General features: G+C 70.4%; 16 protein-coding genes. 12 read left to right on the forward strand and 4 right to left on the reverse strand.

The annotated features are described in order from the left end of the window. Positions 1 to 134: 134 nt before the first annotated feature. The 4 genes from secD (at position 135) to ABZ079_RS11980 (ending at position 6,377) form a co-directional block, all read left to right on the forward strand. Positions 135 to 1,922 (forward strand): protein translocase subunit SecD, encoded by a 1,788-nt coding sequence (secD, locus tag ABZ079_RS11965; protein WP_356939279.1) that lies wholly within the window; start codon positions 135 to 137, stop codon positions 1,920 to 1,922. Positions 1,923 to 1,925: 3 nt separating this feature from the next. After that, the gene (gene secF, locus ABZ079_RS11970; protein ID WP_356939280.1) at positions 1,926 to 3,035 is read left to right on the forward strand and encodes a protein translocase subunit SecF; all 1,110 of its coding nucleotides are present in this window, start codon (positions 1,926 to 1,928) and stop codon (positions 3,033 to 3,035) included. Then, positions 3,032 to 3,571: an adenine phosphoribosyltransferase gene (locus tag ABZ079_RS11975; protein ID WP_356939281.1), complete on the forward strand. Its 540-nt coding sequence runs from the start codon at positions 3,032 to 3,034 to the stop codon at positions 3,569 to 3,571. The genes secF and ABZ079_RS11975 overlap by 4 nt, the downstream gene beginning before the upstream one ends. A 262-nt stretch (positions 3,572 to 3,833) precedes the next feature. After that, a complete protein-coding gene (locus ABZ079_RS11980; protein WP_356939282.1) occupies positions 3,834 to 6,377 on the forward strand; it encodes a bifunctional (p)ppGpp synthetase/guanosine-3',5'-bis(diphosphate) 3'-pyrophosphohydrolase in 2,544 nt (847 codons plus the stop codon). A 77-nt stretch (positions 6,378 to 6,454) separates the two neighbouring features. Here the strand turns inward: ABZ079_RS11980 and ABZ079_RS11985 are convergent, their stop codons facing one another. Both ABZ079_RS11985 and ABZ079_RS11990 read right to left on the reverse strand, forming a co-directional pair. Next, on the reverse strand, positions 6,455 to 7,684 hold the full coding sequence (locus ABZ079_RS11985; RefSeq protein WP_356939283.1) for a DUF349 domain-containing protein: 1,230 nt from the start codon (positions 7,682 to 7,684) through the stop codon (positions 6,455 to 6,457). 154 nt (positions 7,685 to 7,838) lie between these two features. Further along, the gene (locus ABZ079_RS11990) at positions 7,839 to 8,669 is read right to left on the reverse strand and encodes a peptidylprolyl isomerase (RefSeq protein ID WP_356939284.1); all 831 of its coding nucleotides are present in this window, start codon (positions 8,667 to 8,669) and stop codon (positions 7,839 to 7,841) included. Between the two features lie 167 nt (positions 8,670 to 8,836). On the opposite strand from ABZ079_RS11990, the gene ABZ079_RS11995 reads away from it, so the two are divergent. Together ABZ079_RS11995 and hisS are read left to right on the forward strand one after the other, a co-directional pair. Further along, entirely contained in the window at positions 8,837 to 9,550 is a 714-nt protein-coding gene (locus ABZ079_RS11995; protein ID WP_356939285.1) for an MBL fold metallo-hydrolase, read from the forward strand. A 13-nt stretch (positions 9,551 to 9,563) separates the two neighbouring features. Beyond that, positions 9,564 to 10,826 (forward strand): histidine--tRNA ligase, encoded by a 1,263-nt coding sequence (gene hisS, locus ABZ079_RS12000; RefSeq protein ID WP_356939286.1) that lies wholly within the window; start codon positions 9,564 to 9,566, stop codon positions 10,824 to 10,826. 492 nt (positions 10,827 to 11,318) lie between these two features. Here hisS and ABZ079_RS12005 read toward each other — a convergent pair whose 3' ends face one another. Further along, positions 11,319 to 11,474 carry a hypothetical protein gene (locus ABZ079_RS12005; protein ID WP_356939287.1) on the reverse strand — a complete coding sequence of 52 codons (156 nt, stop codon included), beginning with the start codon at positions 11,472 to 11,474 and terminating at the stop codon, positions 11,319 to 11,321. Positions 11,475 to 11,631: 157 nt separating this feature from the next. Here ABZ079_RS12005 and ABZ079_RS12010 point away from each other — a divergent pair, with 157 nt between their 5' ends. The 3 genes from ABZ079_RS12010 to rpsD all read left to right on the forward strand — a co-directional run bounded on the left by ABZ079_RS12010 (position 11,632) and on the right by rpsD (position 14,657). Continuing rightward, positions 11,632 to 12,288 (forward strand): vitamin K epoxide reductase family protein, encoded by a 657-nt coding sequence (locus ABZ079_RS12010; protein ID WP_356939288.1) that lies wholly within the window; start codon positions 11,632 to 11,634, stop codon positions 12,286 to 12,288. A 60-nt stretch (positions 12,289 to 12,348) separates the two neighbouring features. Then, a complete protein-coding gene (locus ABZ079_RS12015; RefSeq protein ID WP_356939289.1) occupies positions 12,349 to 13,704 on the forward strand; it encodes a replication-associated recombination protein A in 1,356 nt (451 codons plus the stop codon). Positions 13,705 to 14,042: 338 nt separating this feature from the next. After that, positions 14,043 to 14,657: a 30S ribosomal protein S4 gene (gene rpsD, locus ABZ079_RS12020; protein WP_356939290.1), complete on the forward strand. Its 615-nt coding sequence runs from the start codon at positions 14,043 to 14,045 to the stop codon at positions 14,655 to 14,657. A 21-nt stretch (positions 14,658 to 14,678) separates the two neighbouring features. Here rpsD and ABZ079_RS12025 read toward each other — a convergent pair whose 3' ends face one another. After that, the gene (locus tag ABZ079_RS12025; protein WP_356939291.1) at positions 14,679 to 16,859 is read right to left on the reverse strand and encodes a regulator; all 2,181 of its coding nucleotides are present in this window, start codon (positions 16,857 to 16,859) and stop codon (positions 14,679 to 14,681) included. 163 nt (positions 16,860 to 17,022) lie between these two features. Here ABZ079_RS12025 and ABZ079_RS12030 point away from each other — a divergent pair, with 163 nt between their 5' ends. Genes ABZ079_RS12030 through alaS form a run of 3 tightly spaced genes read left to right on the forward strand, consistent with a single transcriptional unit; the run spans position 17,023 to position 20,503 of the window. After that, positions 17,023 to 17,469 carry a DUF948 domain-containing protein gene (locus ABZ079_RS12030; RefSeq protein WP_356939413.1) on the forward strand — a complete coding sequence of 149 codons (447 nt, stop codon included), beginning with the start codon at positions 17,023 to 17,025 and terminating at the stop codon, positions 17,467 to 17,469. A gap of 14 nt (positions 17,470 to 17,483) precedes the next feature. Beyond that, entirely contained in the window at positions 17,484 to 17,831 is a 348-nt protein-coding gene (locus ABZ079_RS12035; protein ID WP_356939292.1) for a hypothetical protein, read from the forward strand. Then, on the forward strand, positions 17,831 to 20,503 hold the full coding sequence (gene alaS / locus ABZ079_RS12040) for an alanine--tRNA ligase (protein ID WP_356939293.1): 2,673 nt from the start codon (positions 17,831 to 17,833) through the stop codon (positions 20,501 to 20,503). Before ABZ079_RS12035 ends, alaS begins: the two co-directional genes overlap by 1 nt. Positions 20,504 to 20,511 lie beyond the last annotated feature (8 nt).

The raw sequence follows: 20,511 nt of genomic DNA on the forward strand, positions 1-20,511 counted from the left end.
CGGGGTGCGCGGCGGCGGCATGATGACGCCCTGCGCACCCCGGGCGCGTCTGTATCCCGCAGGGGAGCCCGACACCATGTCATGGCCGACCGCGCCGACCGGGCGCGGGGCGGCCCGAGAGGGAGTACGAGAAGGTGGCAGCACCTAAGAGGGGCCGAAGTGCGAGCGCCCAGAGCAAGCCGGGGCGCTCGCTGGCCCTCATCCTGATCGCCATCGTGGCGATGACCGGAGGGATGTTCGCCTCCGGGCACACCACTCCGCGTCTCGGCATCGACCTCGCCGGTGGTACGAGCATCACGCTCAAGGCGAAGGCCGACCAGGGGGCCGCGATCAACAAGGCCAACATGGACACCGCGGTCGACATCATGAACCGCCGCGTCAACGGCCTGGGCGTCTCCGAGGCGGAGGTGCAGACCCAGGGGACCGACAACATCATCGTCAACATCCCCAAGGGCACCAACTCCAAGGAGGCCCAGCAGCAGGTAGGCACCACCGCCAAGCTGTACTTCCGCCCGGTCCTGGCCAGCGAGCCCACCGGCTCCGCGGCGCCGAGCCCCTCGCCGAGCGCGTCCTCCAGCGGCAGCTCCTCGCCGAACCCGAGCGCGAGCCCGTCGGTGAGCGCCTCCTCCTCGCAGAAGGCGTCCTCCTCCGGGTCCGCGTCCCCCACGGCCACGGCGACCTCCCAGGGCCGTGCCGTCACCGACGCGCTGAAGGCCGACTCGACCCCGTCGCCGAGCGGGTCCGCGTCCGGCGGCTCCAAGCCGTCGGCCACGCCCTCGGCCTCCGCCACCGGTGGTACGGACACCTCCCAGCTCCAGGCCCGCTACGCGGCCCTGAACTGCGCCAAGCCCGCGGACCGCGCCAACGCCGGCAAGAAGGCCAAGCCCGGCGAGCCCACCGTGGCCTGCGGAGAGATCGACAAGGTCTGGTACAAGTACCTGCTCGGCCCGGCCGCCGTCGACGGCACCGAGGTGAAGAAGGCGCAGGCCGTCTTCGACACCCAGGGCGCCTCCGGCTGGCAGGTCCAGATGACCTTCACCTCCAAGGGCGCGAAGAAGTTCGCGGACATCACCGGTGAGCTGGCCCAGAAGCAGCGGCCGCAGAACGAGTTCGGCATCGTGCTCGACGGCGAGGTCGTCTCCAGCCCGTTCGTGCAGCGGCCCATCACCGGCGGCCAGGCGGAGATCTCCGGCAGCTTCCAGCAGGAGGAGGCCCAGAACCTCGCCAACATGCTGTCGTACGGTGCGCTGCCGCTGTCCTTCAAGGAGGACACCGTCACCACGGTGACCGCCGCGCTCGGCGGTGAGCAGTTGCGCGCCGGTCTGCTCGCGGGCGCGATCGGCCTCGCGCTGGTCGTGATCTATCTGGTGGTGTACTACCGCGGCCTGTCGATCGTGGCCATGGCGTCCCTGATGGTCTCCGCGATGCTCACCTACGTGATCATGTCGCTGCTGGGCCCGGCCATCGGCTTCGCGCTGAACCTGCCGGCCGTCTGCGGTGCCATCGTCGCGATCGGTATCACCGCGGACTCGTTCATCGTGTACTTCGAACGCATACGGGACGAGATCCGCGAGGGCCGCTCGCTGCGCCCCGCCGTGGAGCGGGCCTGGCCGCGTGCGCGCCGCACGATCCTGGTCTCCGACTTCGTGTCGTTCCTCGCCGCCGCCGTGCTGTTCATCGTCACCGTCGGCAAGGTGCAGGGCTTCGCCTTCACGCTGGGCCTCACCACCCTGCTCGACGTGGTCGTCGTCTTCCTCTTCACCAAGCCGCTGATGACGCTCCTCGCGCGCCGCAAGTTCTTCGCGGACGGCCACAAGTGGTCCGGACTCGACCCGAAGAGCCTGGGCGCCAAGCCTCCGCTGCGCCGCACCCGCCGTCCCGCCGGTCCCGCCGCCGGCCCCGTCGACCCGAAGGAGGCGTGAGCGATGTCGAAACTCGGCAACCTCGGCGCTCGACTGCACCGCGGCGAGATCTCCTACGACTTCGTCGGCAAGCGCAAGATCTGGTACGGCATCTCGATCCTGATCACCATCACGGCCATCGTGGGCCTGGCGGTGCGCGGCCTGAACATGGGCATCGAGTTCCGGGGCGGCGCGGTCTTCACGACGCCCACCAAGATGAGCACGTCGGTGGCGCAGGCGGAGCGGTACGCCACCGACGCCTCCGGCCATGAGGCGATCGTGCAGAAGCTGGGCAACGGCAGCCTGCGCATCCAGATCGCCGGCATCGACACCGACCAGTCCGACAAGATCAAGCAGGAGCTGGCCGAGGACCTGAAGCTCGACCCCGAGAAGCTCGCCGCCGACCTGGTCGGCCCGAGCTGGGGCGAGCAGGTCGCCAAGAAGGCATGGGAGGGCCTGGCGATCTTCATGGTCCTCGTGGTGATCTACCTGGCGATCGCCTTCGAGTGGCGCATGGCCGTCGCGGCGCTGGTCGCGCTGATCCACGACATCACCATTACGACCGGTATCTACGCCCTGGTCGGCTTCGAGGTCACGCCCGGAACGGTCATCGGCCTGCTGACCATCCTCGGTTACTCGCTCTACGACACGGTCGTCGTCTTCGACAGTCTCAAGGAGCAGACGAGGGACATCACCAAGCAGACCCGGTTCACCTACGGCGAGATCGCCAACCGGTCGATCAACGGCACGCTGGTCCGCTCCATCAACACCACGGTGGTCGCACTGCTGCCGGTGGCGGGCCTGCTGTTCATCGGCGGCGGCTTCCTCGGCGCCGGCACGCTGAACGACATCTCGCTGTCGCTGTTCGTCGGCCTCGCGGCCGGTGCGTACTCCTCGATCTTCATCGCCACACCGCTCGTGGCCGATCTCAAGGAGCGCGAGCCGGCGATGAGGGCCCTCACCAAGCGCGTGCTCGCCAAGCGCGCCCACGCGGCCACGGAGGAGGACCTCGTGGCGGACCGCTCCACCGGCGGTGACGACTCCGACGACGCCGCTCCCGCCGTCGTGGGCCCGCGCAACCAGCCCGCGTCCCGCAGCCGGGGCCGTGGCCGACCGTCGGGGAAGCGTCGATGACGGACATTCAGGAGCTGCTGCTCAGCCGTATCCGGGATGTCGCCGACTACCCGGAACCGGGCGTGATGTTCAAGGACATCACCCCGCTCCTGGCGGACCCGGGCGCGTTCACGGTCCTCACCGACGCCCTGGCGGAGATCGCCGCGAACACCGGCGCGACCAAGGTCGTCGGCCTGGAGGCCCGGGGCTTCATCCTCGGCGCCCCGGTCGCCGTCCGCGCGGGTCTGGGCTTCATCCCGGTCCGCAAGGCGGGCAAGCTGCCCGGCGCCACCCTGCGACAGGCCTACGACCTCGAGTACGGCTCGGCCGAGATCGAGGTGCACGCCGAGGACCTGGCGTCCGGCGACCGCGTCCTGATCGTGGACGACGTCCTGGCCACCGGCGGCACCGCCGAGGCCGCGGTCCGGCTCATCCACCGCGCCGGGGCAGAGGTCTCCGGTGTCGCGGTGCTGATGGAACTGGGCTTCCTGGGCGGCCGCACCCGGCTGGAGCCGGCCCTGGACGGGGCACCGGTGGAGGCCCTGCTCCAGGTCTGACCTCGGCACGCACAACGAACGGCCGTCCCGGTACCACCGGGGCGGCCGTCGCCGTACGACCCCTGGCGCATCGCCGTACCGACGCACACCGCACGCCCCCGGGACCCCCGAGGACACCCGCCGGAATCCCAGGGAAGTCTCCCGCGTTACAGGCGGTAGACGGTCCTCACATCCGCCTGAAGGCGATGACTGGGCGCAGGATCGCTACCATGGGGTTTCCGGAGCCTGACCGGGGGACCCGGATCGCGCACGAGGAGCCCTCTTGCCAGACGAGGCCCAGCCCCTGACCGCCGCCAAGCCCGAGCCCGCCTCGGCGCCCGCGGCCAAGCCCGCGCCGAACGCGTCGCACGCCAACGCGAAGAACGCCGCTCGCGGGCCGGTCGAGCACGCCCAGTCCGCGCCCGTCGAAAAGGGCGCCGAGGCCTCGCGACCCAAACCGGCCCCGGCCGAGCGTCCGGTGCAGCCGCCCGTCGTGCGCCAGCCCACCCCCCAGCCGGCCCGCAGCGGCTCCTCCAACCGCGTCCGCGCCCGCCTCGCCCGTCTCGGCGTCCAGCGCGCGAACCCCTACAACCCGGTCCTGGAGCCGCTGCTGCGGATAGTCCGCAGCAACGACCCCAAGATCGAGAACTCCACGCTGCGCCAGATCGAGCGCGCCTACCAGGTCGCCGAGCGCTGGCACCGCGGCCAGAAGCGCAAGAGCGGCGACCCGTACATCACGCATCCGCTCGCCGTCACCACCATCCTCGCCGAGCTGGGCATGGACCCGGCCACCCTCATGGCGGGGCTGCTGCACGACACCGTCGAGGACACCGAGTACGGCCTGGAGGACCTGCGCCGGGACTTCGGCGACGTCGTCGCCCTGCTCGTCGACGGCGTGACCAAGCTGGACAAGGTCAAGTTCGGCGAGGCCGCGCAGGCCGAGACCGTGCGCAAGATGGTCGTCGCCATGGCCAAGGACCCCCGCGTCCTGGTCATCAAGCTCGCCGACCGCCTGCACAACATGCGCACCATGCGCTACCTCAAGCGGGAGAAGCAGGAGAAGAAGGCGCGCGAGACCCTCGAGATCTACGCGCCCCTCGCCCACCGCCTGGGCATGAACACCATCAAGTGGGAGCTGGAGGACCTCGCCTTCGCGATCCTCTACCCCAAGATGTACGACGAGATCGTACGGCTGGTGGCCGAGCGCGCCCCGAAGCGTGACGAGTATCTGGCCATAGTGACCGACGAGGTCCAGGCCGACCTGCGCGCCGCCCGCATCAAGGCGACCGTCACCGGCCGCCCGAAGCACTACTACAGCGTCTACCAGAAGATGATCGTGCGAGGCCGCGACTTCGCGGAGATCTACGACCTGGTGGGCATCCGCGTCCTCGTCGACACGGTCCGCGACTGCTACGCCGCCCTCGGCACCGTGCACGCGCGCTGGAACCCGGTTCCCGGCCGGTTCAAGGACTACATCGCGATGCCCAAGTTCAACATGTACCAGTCGCTGCACACGACGGTCATCGGGCCCAACGGCAAGCCGGTCGAGCTGCAGATCCGCACCTTCGACATGCACCGCCGCGCCGAGTACGGCATCGCCGCCCACTGGAAGTACAAGCAGGAGGCCGTCGCCGGTGCCTCCAAGGTCCGCACCGACGTGCCGAAGGCGTCCGGCAAGGACAAGGACGCCATCAACGACATGGCGTGGCTGCGGCAGCTGCTGGACTGGCAGAAGGAGACCGAGGACCCCAGCGAGTTCCTGGAGTCCCTGCGCTTCGACCTCTCCCGCAACGAGGTCTTCGTCTTCACGCCCAAGGGCGACGTGATCGCCCTCCCGGCCGGGGCGACGCCGGTGGACTTCGCGTACGCCGTGCACACGGAGGTCGGCCACCGCACCATAGGAGCGCGGGTCAACGGCAGGCTCGTACCGCTCGAATCCACCCTGGACAACGGCGACCTGGTGGAGGTCTTCACCTCCAAGGCGTCCGGCGCCGGCCCGTCGCGCGACTGGCTCGGTTTCGTCAAGTCGCCGCGCGCCCGCAACAAGATCCGGGCCTGGTTCTCCAAGGAGCGCCGCGACGAGGCGATCGAGCACGGCAAGGACGCGATCGTGCGGGCCATGCGCAAGCAGAACCTGCCGATCCAGCGCATCCTCACCGGCGACTCGCTCGTCACGCTCGCGCACGAGATGCGCTACTCGGACATCTCCGCGCTGTACGCGGCGATCGGCGAGGGCCATGTCTCCGCACAGAACATCGTGCAGAAGCTCGTCCAGGCCCTCGGCGGCGAGGAGGCAGCCACCGAGGAGATCGACGAGACGGTCCCGCCGTCCCGCAGCCGGAGCCGGAAGCGGCGCTCGAGCGCCGACCCCGGTGTCGTCGTCAAGGGCGTCGACGACGTGTGGGTCAAGCTCGCCCGCTGCTGTACGCCCGTACCCGGCGACCCGATCATCGGCTTCGTCACGCGCGGCAGTGGCGTATCGGTTCACCGCAGTGACTGCGTCAACGTCGACTCACTGTCCCGCGAGCCGGAGCGCATCCTCGACGTCGAGTGGGCGCCCACCCAGTCGTCGGTCTTCCTGGTCGCCATCCAGGTCGAGGCGCTGGACCGCTCCCGGCTGCTGTCCGACGTCACGCGCGTCCTGTCCGACCAGCACGTCAACATCCTCTCGGCGGCCGTCCAGACCTCCCGTGACCGGGTGGCCACCTCCCGGTTCACCTTCGAGATGGGCGACCCGAAGCACCTCGGCCACGTCCTGAAGGCCGTACGCGGTGTCGAGGGTGTGTACGACGTCTACCGCGTGACGTCGGGTCGCAGCCGGTCGTAAGCCCGAGCGGACATGAGAAAGGGCCCCGTACGTCTCGTACGGGGCCCTCACATGGGGGTCGCGTATCCGGGGCCCGGTCAGCCGCCGAACTCCTGAAGGCCCTTCAGAGCCTGGTCCAGCAGCGCCTGGCGGCCCTCCAGCTCCCGCTCCAGCTTGTCGGCCCTGGCGTTGTTGCCCTGGGCGCGTGCCTGCTCGATCTGCGCCCTCAGCTTGTCCACGGCCGCCTGCAGCTGACCGGTCAGACCCTCGGCACGCGCGCGTGCCTCCGGGTTGGTCCGGCGCCACTCGGCCTCCTCGGCCTCCTGGATCGCCCGCTCGACGGTGTGCATCCGGCCCTCGACCTTGGGACGTGCGTCCCGCGGCACATGGCCGATGGCCTCCCAGCGCTCGTTGATCGAGCGGAAGGCGGCCCGGGCGGCCTTGAGTTCCGTGATCGGCAGGAGCTTCTCGGCCTCCTCGGCCAGCTCCTCCTTCAGCTTCAGGTTCTCCGACTGCTCGGCGTCCCGCTCGGCGAACACCGAGCTACGGGCGGCGAAGAACACGTCCTGGGCGCCGCGGAAGCGGTCCCACAGGTCGTCCTCGTGCTCGCGCTGGGCACGGCCCGCGGCCTTCCAGTCCGCCATCAGCTCGCGGTAGCGGGCCGCCGTCGGACCCCAGTCCGTGGAGCCGGACAGCGCCTCGGCCTCGGCTACCAGCCGCTCCTTCGTCTTGCGGGCCTCCTCGCGCTGCGCGTCCAGCTGCGCGAAGTGCGCCTTGCGCCGCTTGGAGAACGCCGACCGGGCGTGCGAGAAGCGATGCCACAGCTCGTCATCGGACTTGCGGTCCAGCCGCGGCAGCCCCTTCCAGGTGTCCACCAGTGCCCGCAGCCGCTCACCGGCGGCCCGCCACTGGTCGGACTGCGCCAGCTGCTCCGCCTCCGAGACCAGTGCCTCCTTGGCCTTGCGGGCCTCGTCGGACTGCTTGGCCCGCTGCTGCTTGCGCTCCTCGCGGCGCGCCTCGACGGTTTCCACGAGCTTGTCCAGCCGCCCCCGCAGCGCGTCCAGGTCGCCGACCGCGTGGTGCGCGTCCACCTGCTCGCGCAGGTGGTCGATCGCGGCCTGGGCGTCCTTCGCCGACAGGTCGGTGGTCCGTACCCGCTTCTCGAGGAGGCCGATCTCGACAACCAGGCCCTCGTACTTGCGCTCGAAGTAGGCAAGCGCCTCCTCAGGGGAGCCGGCCGCCCAGGAACCGACGACCTTCTCGCCGTCGGCCGTACGCACGTACACGGTCCCCGTCTCGTCGACGCGGCCCCACGGGTCGCTGCTCACAGCGCCTCCTCCACATGATGCCTGCGGGGGGCCTCAGCACCCCCGGGCATCGTCCACAGTTTCGTCACGGCCAACATAGGCGACCAGCGGGTTGCCTGTCCGCATCCAGCGCGACCGAAATTGCGTCGTTGACCGGTCGCGGGTTCCGGCGGCGTCAGGACTTGGTGACGGTGGCCTTGTCGATCACGACGGTCGCGTTCGGAGCGGTGTTGTTGGTCGCCGGATCGGGGGCCTGGGCACCGGCCGCCGCGATCTTCTTGAGTACCTTCATACCGGCGTCCGAGATCGTACCGAACGGGGTGTAAGAGGGAGGAAGCGGACTGTCCTTGTACACCAGGAAGAACTGGCTTCCGCCGGTGTGCTTCTGTCCCGTGTTCGCCATCGCGACCGTGCCCGCCGGGTAGGTGTTGCCCTTGAGGCTCTCGTCCTTCAGGTTCTCGTCCGGGATCGTGTAGCCGGGGCCGCCGCTGCCGCTGGCCGTCGGGTCCCCGCACTGCAGGACGAAGATGTCCTGGGCGGTGAGCCGGTGGCACTTGGTGTGGTCGAAGTAGCCCTTGCCCGCGAGGAACTCGAACGAGTTCACCGTGTGCGGGGCCGCCGACGCCTTCAACGCGATGTCGATGTCACCGCACGTCGTCGCCAGCTTCATCGTGTACTTCGCCGACGTGTCGACCGTCATCGCCGGCTCCTTCTTCCAGCTCAGCTTCTTCACCGAGCCGGCCGCCGCCTTCTCGCACGGGTCCGGCGCCTTGCTGGTCGGCGTGGCGCTGGGCGTGACCTCGGCACCGGCGTTGGCCTTCTTGTCGTCGTCCTTCAGCACGCCGGTCGTGTACAGCGCGACGCTGCCGATCACGACCACGCCGAGGACCGACGCGATCACGGAGTTGCGCAGGCGGGCCTTGCGTCGCGCCTGGGTGCGCCGCTGCTGCTGCCGCAAGAACTTCTCCCGGGCGAGCTGACGCCGCCGCTGCTCCTGGCTGACCACCGGGTTGTCTCCTCATGCGTGTCGTGGGTCGGGCGGTACGCGTGCGTCCTCGAGCCGACCGCTGCGTGTAGCCCCGTACCGTATATGGGTTCGCTGAGGAAACGGCAGCGCCGGTAGGCTCTGACTGCTGCTGAAGCCGCCTGTAATCGACACAACGAAGGACGATCGTGCTCATTGCCGGGTTCCCCGCCGGGGCATGGGGGACGAACTGTTATCTCGTCGCCCCCGCCGCCGGTGAGGAGTGCGTGATCATCGACCCCGGCCACCAGGCCGCCGAAGGCGTCGAGGAAGCACTGAGGAAACATCGGCTCAAGCCCGTCGCCGTCGTCCTCACCCACGGCCACATCGACCACGTGGCCTCGGTCGTCCCGGTCTGCGGGGCACACGACGTACCGGCCTGGATCCACCCCGAGGACCGGTACATGATGAGCGACCCCGAGAGGGCGCTCGGCCGGTCCATCGGCATGCCGTTGATGGGCGAACTGACCGTGGGCGAGCCGGACGACGTCAAGGAGCTGACGAACGGCGCCACGCTGGAGCTGGCCGGCCTCACGTTCTCCGTCGCGCACGCGCCGGGCCATACCAAGGGGTCGGTGACCTTCCAGATGCCCGGGACCACCGAGATCCCGTCGGTGTTCTTCTCCGGGGATCTGCTGTTCGCCGGCTCCATCGGACGCACCGACCTGCCGGGCGGATCCATGGCGGACATGCTCGAGTCGCTGGCCCGCGTGTGCCTGCCGCTCGACGACTCCACCGTGGTGCTGTCCGGCCACGGCCCCCAGACGACCATCGGGCAGGAGCGCGCCACCAACCCGTATCTGCGGCAGGTGGCCGCCGGCCAGGAAGCGGATGTGCACACCGCTCCCCGACGAGGAATGTGACGAGAGAACTTCCGTGAGCACCTTCAAGGCCCCCAAGGGCACCTACGACCTGATTCCCCCGGACTCGGCCAAGTACCTGGCGGTCCGTGAGGCGATCGCCGCCCCGCTGCGCAACTCCGGCTACGGCTACGTCGAGACCCCCGGCTTCGAGAACGTCGAACTGTTCGCGCGCGGTGTCGGCGAGTCCACCGACATCGTGACCAAGGAGATGTACGCCTTCGAGACGAAGGGCGGCGACAAGCTGGCCCTGCGCCCCGAGGGCACCGCGTCCGTGCTGCGCGCCGCCCTGGAGGCCAACCTGCACAAGGCGGGCAACCTCCCGGTCAAGCTCTGGTACTCCGGCTCGTACTACCGCTACGAGCGCCCCCAGAAGGGCCGTTACCGGCACTTCTCGCAGGTCGGCGCCGAGGCGATCGGGGCGGAGGACCCGGCGCTGGACGCCGAGCTGATCATCCTGGCCGACCAGGCGTACCGCTCGCTGGGCCTGCGCAACTTCCGCATCCTGCTGAACAGCCTGGGCGACAAGGAGTGCCGGCCCGTGTACCGGGCCGCGCTCCAGGACTTCCTGCGCGGCCTGGACCTGGACGAGGACACGCTGCGCCGCGCGGAGATCAACCCGCTCCGCATCCTCGACGACAAGCGCGAGTCGGTCCAGAAGCAGCTCGCCGGCGCCCCGCTGCTCCGTGACTACCTCTGCGACGCCTGCAAGGCGTACCACGAGGAGGTACGCGAGCTGATCACGGCGGCGGGCGTGGCCTTCGAGGACGACCCCAAGCTGGTGCGCGGCCTGGACTACTACACCCGCACCACCTTCGAGTTCGTGCACGACGGCCTGGGTTCCCAGTCCGCGGTGGGCGGCGGCGGCCGCTACGACGGCCTGTCCGAGATGATCGGCGGCCCCGCGCTGCCGTCCGTCGGCTGGGCCCTGGGCGTCGACCGCACGGTGCTGGCGCTGGAGGCCGAGGGTGTCGAGCTGGAGATCCCGGCCGCCACCAGCGTCTTCGCCGTCCCGCTCGGCGAGGAGGCCCGGCGCCTGCTGTTCGCGAAGGTCACCGAGCTGCGCAAGGTCGGCATCGCGGCGGACTTCTCCTACGGCGCCAAGGGTCTGAAGGGCGCCATGAAGAACGCCAACCGCAGTGGCGCCCGCTTCACGGTCGTCGCCGGCGAGCGCGACCTCGCCGAGGGCGTCGTCCAGCTCAAGGACATGGAGTCCGGCGAGCAGACGGCGATCGGCGTGAACGAGATCGTGGCGGAACTGGAGTCCCGGCTCGGCTAGTGGACAGCCGGCCAAGGGCGCCGGGAACCCCGGCGCCCTTCCCACCCGAGAGCGTTGGCGCAGCCGTCGGCCACCAGACAGGACCGCCGTCCTCCCGCTCGGACAGGCGGGGGGCGTTCCGGCTACGTGCGGAACCGGCCGACGAGGCGGGCCGCGGCCCGCAGAGACGGCGTCCGACGGCAGACCGACGTCGCAGAAACAGGATGGCGGACGCCGGCATCGCGGGACCTGGAGCCGCGAGGCGGTGATCCGGTGCCTCCGCCGGCGTCGTTGGATCTCCGGACCGCCCCGCTCCACGCACGCGGAGCCGTCGGGTCCGGCCAAGACGACGATGGCGCCCGTGCCCGCACCGTCTCGCCGGCCGTCGTCAACGTGGCAGGCCCGGGTTCGTCCTGCCAGGCGATGCCCACACGAGATCTCCACGCGTGCCTGCCCGACGCCGGATCCGCGCCGAGGGCCGGCACCCCGCCCGCGTCCGGAGACCTGTCGCCCTCAAGGATCTCCACCGTGCTGGCCGTACCCCGCGCCGACGGGTCCGAGCAGGCCGAACTCCTCATCGCGCCGACCGCGGAGTTCGAGCCCGGCCACCGCGGTCACGTTCCCGCCCCGCTCGCGCGGTTCCCGTACATCCACCGCGACTTCGCTCACGTGTGCTGTCATGCGTCCGGACATCGGCCGGAACCGAACGATCCGTGACCCCTGTGCGTACCTTCTTGTGCCCACCGAACGGTGGACACACATGCCCGTGCGGCACAATGACCCATACCCGTAGATGGTCCAACTCTCAAGCGACGGAATCGGCGTGATGAGCAAGACGACAGTCAAAAACGTCTCCACGGAGCCCGGGCCCGAGCGCGCCGCCGACACACCCTCCACGGCGGGCGGCAGCCGCGCCTTCGCCATCCTGCTGGTGATCACCGGCGCGGCCGGACTGCTCGCCGCCTGGGTCATCACGATCGACAAGTTCAAGATCCTCGAGGCCAAGGTCGCGGGCAAGACCTTCACCCCCGGCTGCAGCCTCAACCCGGTCGTCTCCTGCGGCAGCGTCATGGAGAGCAAGCAGGCCGCCGCGTTCGGCTTCCCCAACCCGATGCTCGGCCTGGTCTGCTACGGCATCGTCATCTGCGTCGGCATGAGCCTGCTGGCCCGCGCCCGCTTCCCGCGCTGGTACTGGCTCATCTTCAACTTCGGCACGCTCTTCGGCGTCGGCTTCTGCACCTGGCTGCAGTTCCAGTCCCTGTACCGCATCAACGCGCTGTGCCTGTGGTGCTCGCTGGCGTGGGTGGCCACGATCATCATGTTCTGGTACGTCACCTCGTTCAACGTCCGCAACGGCTACCTGCCGGCCCCGCGCCCGCTGAAGTCCTTCTTCGGCGAGTTCACCTGGGTGCTGCCGGTCCTGCACGTGGGCATCATCGGCATGCTGGTGCTGACCCGCTGGTGGGACTTCTGGACCAGCTGACGGCAGAACGTCGCCGGCAGCCCGGACCGGATTGTCAGAGCGGTGTTCTAGGGTTTCAGCGTGGAACCCGACCTCTTCACCGCCGCAGCAGAAGAACGCCAGGAGAAGGACCCGGCGGCCAGCCCCCTGGCGGTGCGGATGCGCCCGCGCACGCTTGACGAGGTCGTGGGCCAGCAGCACCTGCTCAAGCCCGGCTCGCCGCTGCGCCGGCTGGTCGGCGAGGGCTCCGGTGGCCCCGCCGGACCGTCCTCGGTGATCCTCTGGGGCCCGCCCGGCACCGGCAAGACGACCCTCGCGTACGTCGTCTCCAAGGCCACCGACAAGCGGTTCGTGGAGCTGTCCGCGATCACCGCGGGCGTCAAGGAGGTCCGCGCGGTCATCGACGGCGCCCGCCGTGCCACCGGCGGCTTCGGCAAGGAGACCGTCCTCTTCCTCGACGAGATCCACCGCTTCAGCAAGGCACAGCAGGACTCCCTCCTCCCGGCCGTCGAGAACCGCTGGGTGACCCTGATCGCGGCCACCACGGAGAACCCGTACTTCTCGGTGATCTCCCCGCTGCTCTCCCGCTCCCTCCTGCTCACCCTCGAACCGCTCACCGACGACGACATCCGGGGCCTGCTGAGGCGGGCCCTCGGCGACGAGCGAGGCCTGAAGGACGCCGTCGGCCTCCCCGAGGACACCGAGGAGCACCTGCTGCGGATCGCCGGCGGCGACGCCCGCCGCGCCCTGACCGCTCTGGAGGCCGCCGCCGGGGCCGCCCTGGACCAGGGCGAGGCCGAGATCAGCCTCCAGACGCTGGAGCAGACCGTCGACCGGGCGGCGGTGAAGTACGACCGCGACGGCGACCAGCACTACGACGTCGCCAGCGCCCTCATCAAGTCCATCCGCGGCTCCGACGTCGACGCGGCCCTGCACTACCTGGCCCGCATGATCGAGGCCGGCGAGGACCCCCGGTTCATCGCCCGGCGCCTGATGATCTCCGCCAGCGAGGACATCGGCCTGGCCGACCCGAACGCCCTGCCGATCGCGGTCGCCGCCGCCCAGGCCGTCGCCATGATCGGCTTCCCCGAGGCCGCGCTCACCCTCAGCCACGCCACCATCGCCCTGGCCCTCGCCCCCAAGTCGAACTCCGCGACCACCGCGATCGGCGCCGCGATGGAGGACGTACGCAAGGGCCTGGCCGGTCCGGTCCCGCCCCACCTGCGCGACGGCCACTACAAGGGCGCCGCCGAGCTCGGCCACGCGCAGGGTTACGTCTATCCGCACGACCTGGCCGAGGGCATCGCCGAGCAGCAGTACGCCCCGGACGCCCTCAAGAACCGCGAGTACTACACGCCCAGCCGGCACGGCGCCGAGGCCCGGTACGCCGACGCGGTCGAATGGACCCGCAAGCACCTCGGTCGCAAGCGCTCCTGAGCGCCCTGTAGAATGCTGCGAAGTGCTGAGTCCCGTGCCCGGACCTCCGCAAGGAGAACCGGCACCACCAGAGCGGGACATCCAGCCGGAACCTCACGGCCAAGGCCGCGAAGTTCCAGGAGCGTCGCGCACCGTCGAACGGTGTCGCGGGCAGCCCACCACCACCCGCGGTCCCGGGGCAGGTCGGTGGGCCACTCGCGTGCTGCACGTATGTGCCCAGACCAGGGGAGCGGCTGCCCACCAGGACCGTCATGACGGATCCGGCGGGTTTCCCCGGCTGCGGATGCGACCTCCCCTAACCCTGGTGAAGCCGTACATCACGAGAAGAGATAGAGACAGTGGCGAACCAGTCCCGCCCCAAGGTCAAGAAGTCGCGTGCCCTCGGCATCGCGCTCACCCCGAAGGCCGTCAAGTACTTCGAGGCCCGCCCCTACCCGCCGGGTGAGCACGGCCGCGGCCGCAAGCAGAACTCGGACTACAAGGTCCGTCTGCTCGAGAAGCAGCGTCTGCGCGCGCAGTACGACGTGTCCGAGCGCCAGCTCGTGCGCGCCTACGAGCGTGCCTCCAAGGTCCAGGGCAAGACCGGTGAGGCCCTGATCATCGAGCTCGAGCGCCGTCTCGACGCGCTGGTCCTGCGTTCGGGCATCGCCCGCACGATCTACCAGGCCCGCCAGATGGTCGTCCACGGCCACATCCAGGTCAACGGCCAGAAGGTCGACAAGCCGTCCTTCCGTGTCCGCCCGGACGACGTCGTGCAGGTCCGCGACCGCTCCAAGGACAAGACGCTCTTCCAGATCGCCCGTGAGGGTGGTTTCGCCGCCGACGGCGAGACCCCGCGCTACCTGCAGGTGAACCTCAAGGCCCTGGCGTTCCGCCTGGACCGCGAGCCGAACCGCAAGGAGATCCCGGTGATCTGCGACGAGCAGCTCGTCGTCGAGTACTACGCCCGCTGACCCCGGTCACGGCGTAAGCCCTCAGCCCGCCGTCTCCCCGCCCTTCCGGGTGGGCGAGGCGGCGGGTTCGCGTGTGCCGGTCTCCCCAGGGCTCTGCGGCACCCGCCCGCGCGGAGCCGGCAGGGCACCCAGTGGCCGCACGCCGTCCCGCCCCAGCGCCCGCGCCACGGCCGCCGCCCGGTCCAGCCGCGCCCCTTCGCGCAGACACTCCTCGTACCTCGTGTCACCGAGGGCCTGCCGCGCGGTCGCCTCGCACTGCTCGTGCGGGGCGTTGTAGTACGCCGAGCCGAACAGCGGCAGCCCCACCGACGGCCACAGCCGGCCCGCCGCACCCTGCAGCACCGCAGCCTCGGCCGGGTCGCCCCGGGTCACCGTCACCAGCGCCAGCAGCTCGATCGCCAGTACCGAGCCCAGCAGGTCGCGGAAGGCGTGCGCGTCGCCCAGGCAGTCCGCGAGCAACTCCCGCGCCCGCTCCGGGTCGCCGTCCCGCCAGGCCGCGTACGCCAGCACATAGAGCGCGTACGACCGCGCCCAGCGCTCCCCGTGGTCGTCGCAGACCCGGCGCACGTCCTCGCACAGCCGCACCGCGCCCGGCAGGTCCCCCCGGAAGGCCCGCGTCATCGCCAGCTCGACCTGGCCCATCAGGACGTTGCTGTTGAGTTCCCCGATCTCCCGGTAGCGCTCCAGCGCCGACCGCAGCAGCGTTTCCGCGCGGGCCATGTCATCCGTGACCAGGGCCAGACAGCCGGTGCGGTGCTCCGCGTACGCCACCGCCGCCGCATCGGCCGACCGCTCCGCCTGCTCCCGGCACTCGCGCAGCGCCGTCAGCGCGGGCGCGGTGTCGCCCTGCAGGATCGCCACGTAGCCGAACACCCACAGCGCCTTCAGCCGGGACCGCGCGTACGGCGACTCCAGCTCCACGCTGCGCTCCAGCCAGCGCCGCCCCTCCGCCAGCCGCCCGCAGCCGACCCAGCAGAACCACAGCGACCCCGCCAGATACTGGCCGAGGTGTGCTTCCCCCGGACGGGTCAGGCAGAACTCCAGCGCGGCCCGCAGATTCGGCAGCTCCGCCTCGACCCGGGCGGCCACCTCCCGCTGCCGGGGCGAGAACCAGTCCAGCTCGCACCAGGTCGCCAGGCCCAGGTACCAGTCGCGGTGCCGGCTGCGCAGCCGGCCCGCGTCCCCGGTCGCCTCCAGCCAGTCGCCGCCGTAGGCCCGCACGGTGTCCAGCATCCGGTAGCGGGGGCCCGCCGGGCTCTCCTCGCGGGAGACGACCGACTGGGCGAGCAGCTCCGACAGCACGTCCAGGACGTCCTCCGCGGGCAGCCCGTCCCCGCTGCACACGTACTCGGCCGCCTCCAGGTCGAAGGTCTGCGCGAACACCGAGAGCCGTGCCCACAGCAGCCGTTCGGCCGGCGTGCACAGCTCGTGGCTCCAGCCGATCGCCGTGCGCAGCGTCTGATGCCGGGGCAGAACGTCCCGGCCGCCGCCGGTCAGCAGCCGGAACCGGTCGTCGAGACGGTGCAGCAGCTGCGCCGGGGAAAGGGCCCGCAGCCGCCCCGCCGCCAGCTCCAGCGCCAGCGGAATGCCCTCCAGACGACGGCACAGCTCCCGGACCTCGGGGCCGTCGGCCACCCGGAGCCCCTGGCCCACGGCCCGTTCCCTGAACAGCTCCACCGCCTCGTCCTCATCCAGCGGCGTCAGCGGGAACAGCCGCTCGCCGGCCAGCCCCAGCGGCCGCCGGCCCACGGCCAGCACGCGCAGCTCCGGCAGCTTCCGCAGCAGCTCCGCCGTCAACTCCGCACAGGCGTCCACCAGATGCTCGAAGCCGTCCAGCACCAGCAGGGCCCGGCGGCCGGCCAGGTGCTCCAGCAGCATCTCCCGGGGCATGCGGGCGGTGTGGTCGGTCAGCCCCAGCGCCTCCACGACCGCGTACTCCACGAACTGCGGATCGCGCACCGGCGCCAGCTCCACCCGGCCCCAGCTCAGACCGCTCGTCGGGGCACCGGACACCCGGCGCGCCGCCGCGCGCACGGCGATCCGGGACTTGCCCACGCCGCCGACCCCGGTCACGGTCACCAGCCGGGAGCGGTCGAGCGCCGTCGCCAGCTCGGCGAGCTCGGCCGTGCGCCCGACGAAAGCGGTGAGTTCGAGGAGCGGATCGCCGTCCGTCCAGGGGCCGGGGCTCTGAGGACCTCGCATGGGACACGGAGCGTACTGAAGCGTGTTCATTCCGTACAATCGCCCGCCGCGACTCCGTCCCCCGCGCCCGGGTAATCGGGTACGGAGCCTCGGCGTCGGCGCGATAGGCTCGGGGCACGACTTTTTCGATGCTCAGGCACGTTTCAGGGAGCGGGTGCGCACAGTGTCCGGTGGAGAGGTGGCCGGGATCCTGGTGGCCGTCTTCTGGGCGATCCTGGTCTCCTTCCTCGCCGTCGCACTGGCGAGGCTGGCCCAGACGCTCAAGGCGACCACCAAACTCGTGGCGGATGTGACCGATCAGGCGGTGCCGCTGCTCGCCGACGCCTCCACGGCCGTGCGCTCGGCGCAGACCCAGATCGACCGGGTGGACGCGATCGCCACCGACGTCCAGGAGGTCACGTCGAACGCCTCCGCGCTGTCGACCACCGTCGCCTCCACCTTCGGTGGCCCGCTGGTCAAGGTCGCGGCCTTCGGCTACGGCGTGCGCCGGGCGCTGGGCGGTCGCAAGGAGGACGTGCCCGTGAAGTCGCCCCGGCGTACCGTGATCGTGGGCCGGAGGGTACCGGCCGCGCGGCGGAGCAAGCGGGACCGCGGAAACACCGGACAGTAGGAGAGCCAGCCCAGATGTTCCGCCGTACGTTCTGGTTCACCTCTGGTGTCGCCGCCGGTGTGTGGGCCACCACCAAGGTCAACCGCAAGCTCAAGCAGCTGACCCCGGAGAGCCTGGCCGCCACCGCGGCCAACAAGGCCCTGGAGACCGGCCAGCGGCTGAAGGATCGCGCGGTCGGCTTCGCGCTCGACGTCCGCGACAACATGGCCCGGCGGGAGGCCGAGCTGGAGGAGGCCCTGGGCATCCACGACACGCCCGAACTCCCCGCGCCCCGGCGGTTCGCCGCCCTCGAGAACGACCGCAGCAACCCGAAGTACATCGAGAACACGACGTACTCGCACAACCGGAATGAGGACCACTGATGGAGTCGGCCGAGATTCGCCGCCGCTGGCTGAGCTTCTTCGAGGAGCGCGGGCACACCGTCGTCCCTTCGGCGTCGCTCATCGCGGACGACCCGACTCTGCTCCTCGTCCCCGCCGGCATGGTGCCCTTCAAGCCCTACTTCCTGGGTGAGGTCAAGCCCCCCTTCCCGCGCGCCACCAGCGTGCAGAAGTGCGTGCGCACGCCCGACATCGAAGAGGTCGGCAAGACCACGCGCCACGGCACGTTCTTCCAGATGTGCGGCAACTTCTCCTTCGGCGACTACTTCAAGGAAGGCGCCATCAAGCTCGCCTGGGAGCTGCTCACCAGCTCCCAGGACAAGGGTGGTTACGGACTCGACCCCGAGCGCCTGTGGATCACGGTCTACAAGGACGACGACGAGGCCGAGCAGATCTGGCACGAGGTCGTCGGTGTGCCCAAGGAGCGCATCCAGCGCCTGGGCATGAAGGACAACTTCTGGTCCATGGGCGTGCCCGGCCCCTGCGGCCCCTGTTCCGAGATCAACTACGACCGCGGCCCCGAGTTCGGCGTCGAGGGCGGCCCCGCCGTCAACGACGAGCGGTACGTGGAGATCTGGAACCTCGTCTTCATGCAGTACGAGCGCGGCGAGGGCATCGGCAAGGACAACTTTGAGATCCTCGGGGACCTGCCGAGCAAGAACATCGACACGGGCCTCGGCCTGGAGCGGCTCGCCATGATTCTGCAGGGTGTGCAGAACATGTACGAGATCGACACCTCCATGGCCGTCATCGACAAGGCCACCGAGCTGACCGGCGTCCGCTACGGCGACGCCCATGACTCGGACGTGTCCCTCCGTGTGGTCACGGACCACATGCGGACCGCCACCATGCTCATCGGCGACGGCGTCACCCCCGGCAACGAGGGCCGGGGCTACGTCCTGCGCCGCATCATGCGGCGCGCCATCCGCAACATGCGCCTGCTCGGCGCCACCGGTCCGGTCGTCAAGGACCTGATCGACGTCGTGATCGGCATGATGGGCCGGCAGTACCCCGAGCTGATCACCGACCGCGAGCGCATCGAGAAGGTCGCCCTCGCCGAGGAGAACGCCTTCCTCAAGACGCTGAAGGCCGGCACCAACATCCTCGACACCGCCGTCACCGAGACCAAGCAGTCCGGCGGCACCGTCCTCTCCGGCGACAAGGCCTTCCTGCTTCACGACACCTGGGGCTTCCCGATCGACCTCACCCTCGAGATGGCCGCCGAGCAGGGGCTGTCCGTGGACGAGGAGGGCTTCCGCCGCCTGATGAAGGAGCAGCGGGAGCGCGCCAAGGCCGACGCCCAGGCCAAGAAGACCGGTCACGCCGACATGGGTGCCTACCGCGAGATCGCGGACTCCGCCGGTGCCACCGACTTCATCGGCTACACCGACACCGAGGGCGAGACCACGATCGTCGGCATCCTCGTCGACGGCGTCTCCTCCCCGGCCGCCACCGAGGGCGACGAGGTCGAGGTCGTCCTCGACCGCACCCCGTTCTACGCCGAGGGCGGCGGCCAGATCGGCGACACCGGCCGGATCAGGGTCGACACCGGTGCCGTCATCGAGGTCCGCGACTGCCAGAAGCCGGTGCCGGGCGTGTACGTCCACAAGGGCGTCGTCCAGGTCGGCGAGGTGACCGTGGGCGCCAGGGCCCACGCCTCGATCGACGCCCGCCGCCGCACGGCCATCGCCCGCGCCCACTCGGCCACCCACCTGACCCACCAGGCTCTGCGTGACGCCCTCGGCCCGACGGCCGCCCAGGCCGGTTCCGAGAACCAGCCCGGCCGCTTCCGCTTCGACTTCGGCTCGCCGTCCGCCGTGCCGACGGCCGTGATGACCGACGTCGAACAGAAGATCAACGAGGTGCTCGCCCGCGACCTGGACGTGCACGCCGAGGTCATGGGCATCGATGACGCCAAGAAGCAGGGCGCCATCGCCGAGTTCGGCGAGAAGTACGGCGAGCGCGTCCGCGTCGTGACCATCGGTGACTTCTCCAAGGAGCTGTGCGGCGGCACGCACGTGCACAACACCGCCCAGCTGGGTCTGGTGAAGCTGCTCGGCGAGTCCTCCATCGGCTCGGGTGTCCGCCGTATCGAGGCCCTGGTCGGTGTGGACGCCTACAACTTCCTGGCCCGCGAGCACACGGTCGTGGCCCAGCTCCAGGAGTTGATCAAGGGCCGCGCGGAGGAGCTTCCGGAGAAGGTCTCCGCCATGCTCGGCAAGCTGAAGGACGCCGAGAAGGAGATCGAGAAGTTCCGCGCCGAGAAGGTGCTGCAGGCCGCCGCCGGTCTCGCCGAGTCCGCCAAGGACGTCCATGGCGTGGCCGTCGTCACCGGCCAGGTCCCGGACGGCACCACGCCGGACGACCTGCGCAGGCTGGTCCTCGACGTGCGCGGCCGTATCCAGGGCGGCCGGGCCGCCGTGGTCGCCCTGTTCACGGTCAACAACGGCAAGCCGCTGACGGTCATCGCCACCAACGAGGCTGCCCGTGAGCGTGGCCTCAAGGCCGGTGACCTGGTCCGTACCGCCGCCAAGACCCTCGGCGGCGGCGGTGGCGGCAAGCCGGACGTCGCCCAGGGCGGTGGCCAGAACGCGGCCGCCGTCGGCGAGGCCGTCGAGGCCGTCGAGCGTCTCGTCGCCGAGACCGCCAAGTAGAGGACGGT

The sequence above is a fragment of the Streptomyces sp. NPDC006314 genome (assembly GCF_040613075.1).
Classification (GTDB): domain Bacteria; phylum Actinomycetota; class Actinomycetes; order Streptomycetales; family Streptomycetaceae; genus Streptomyces.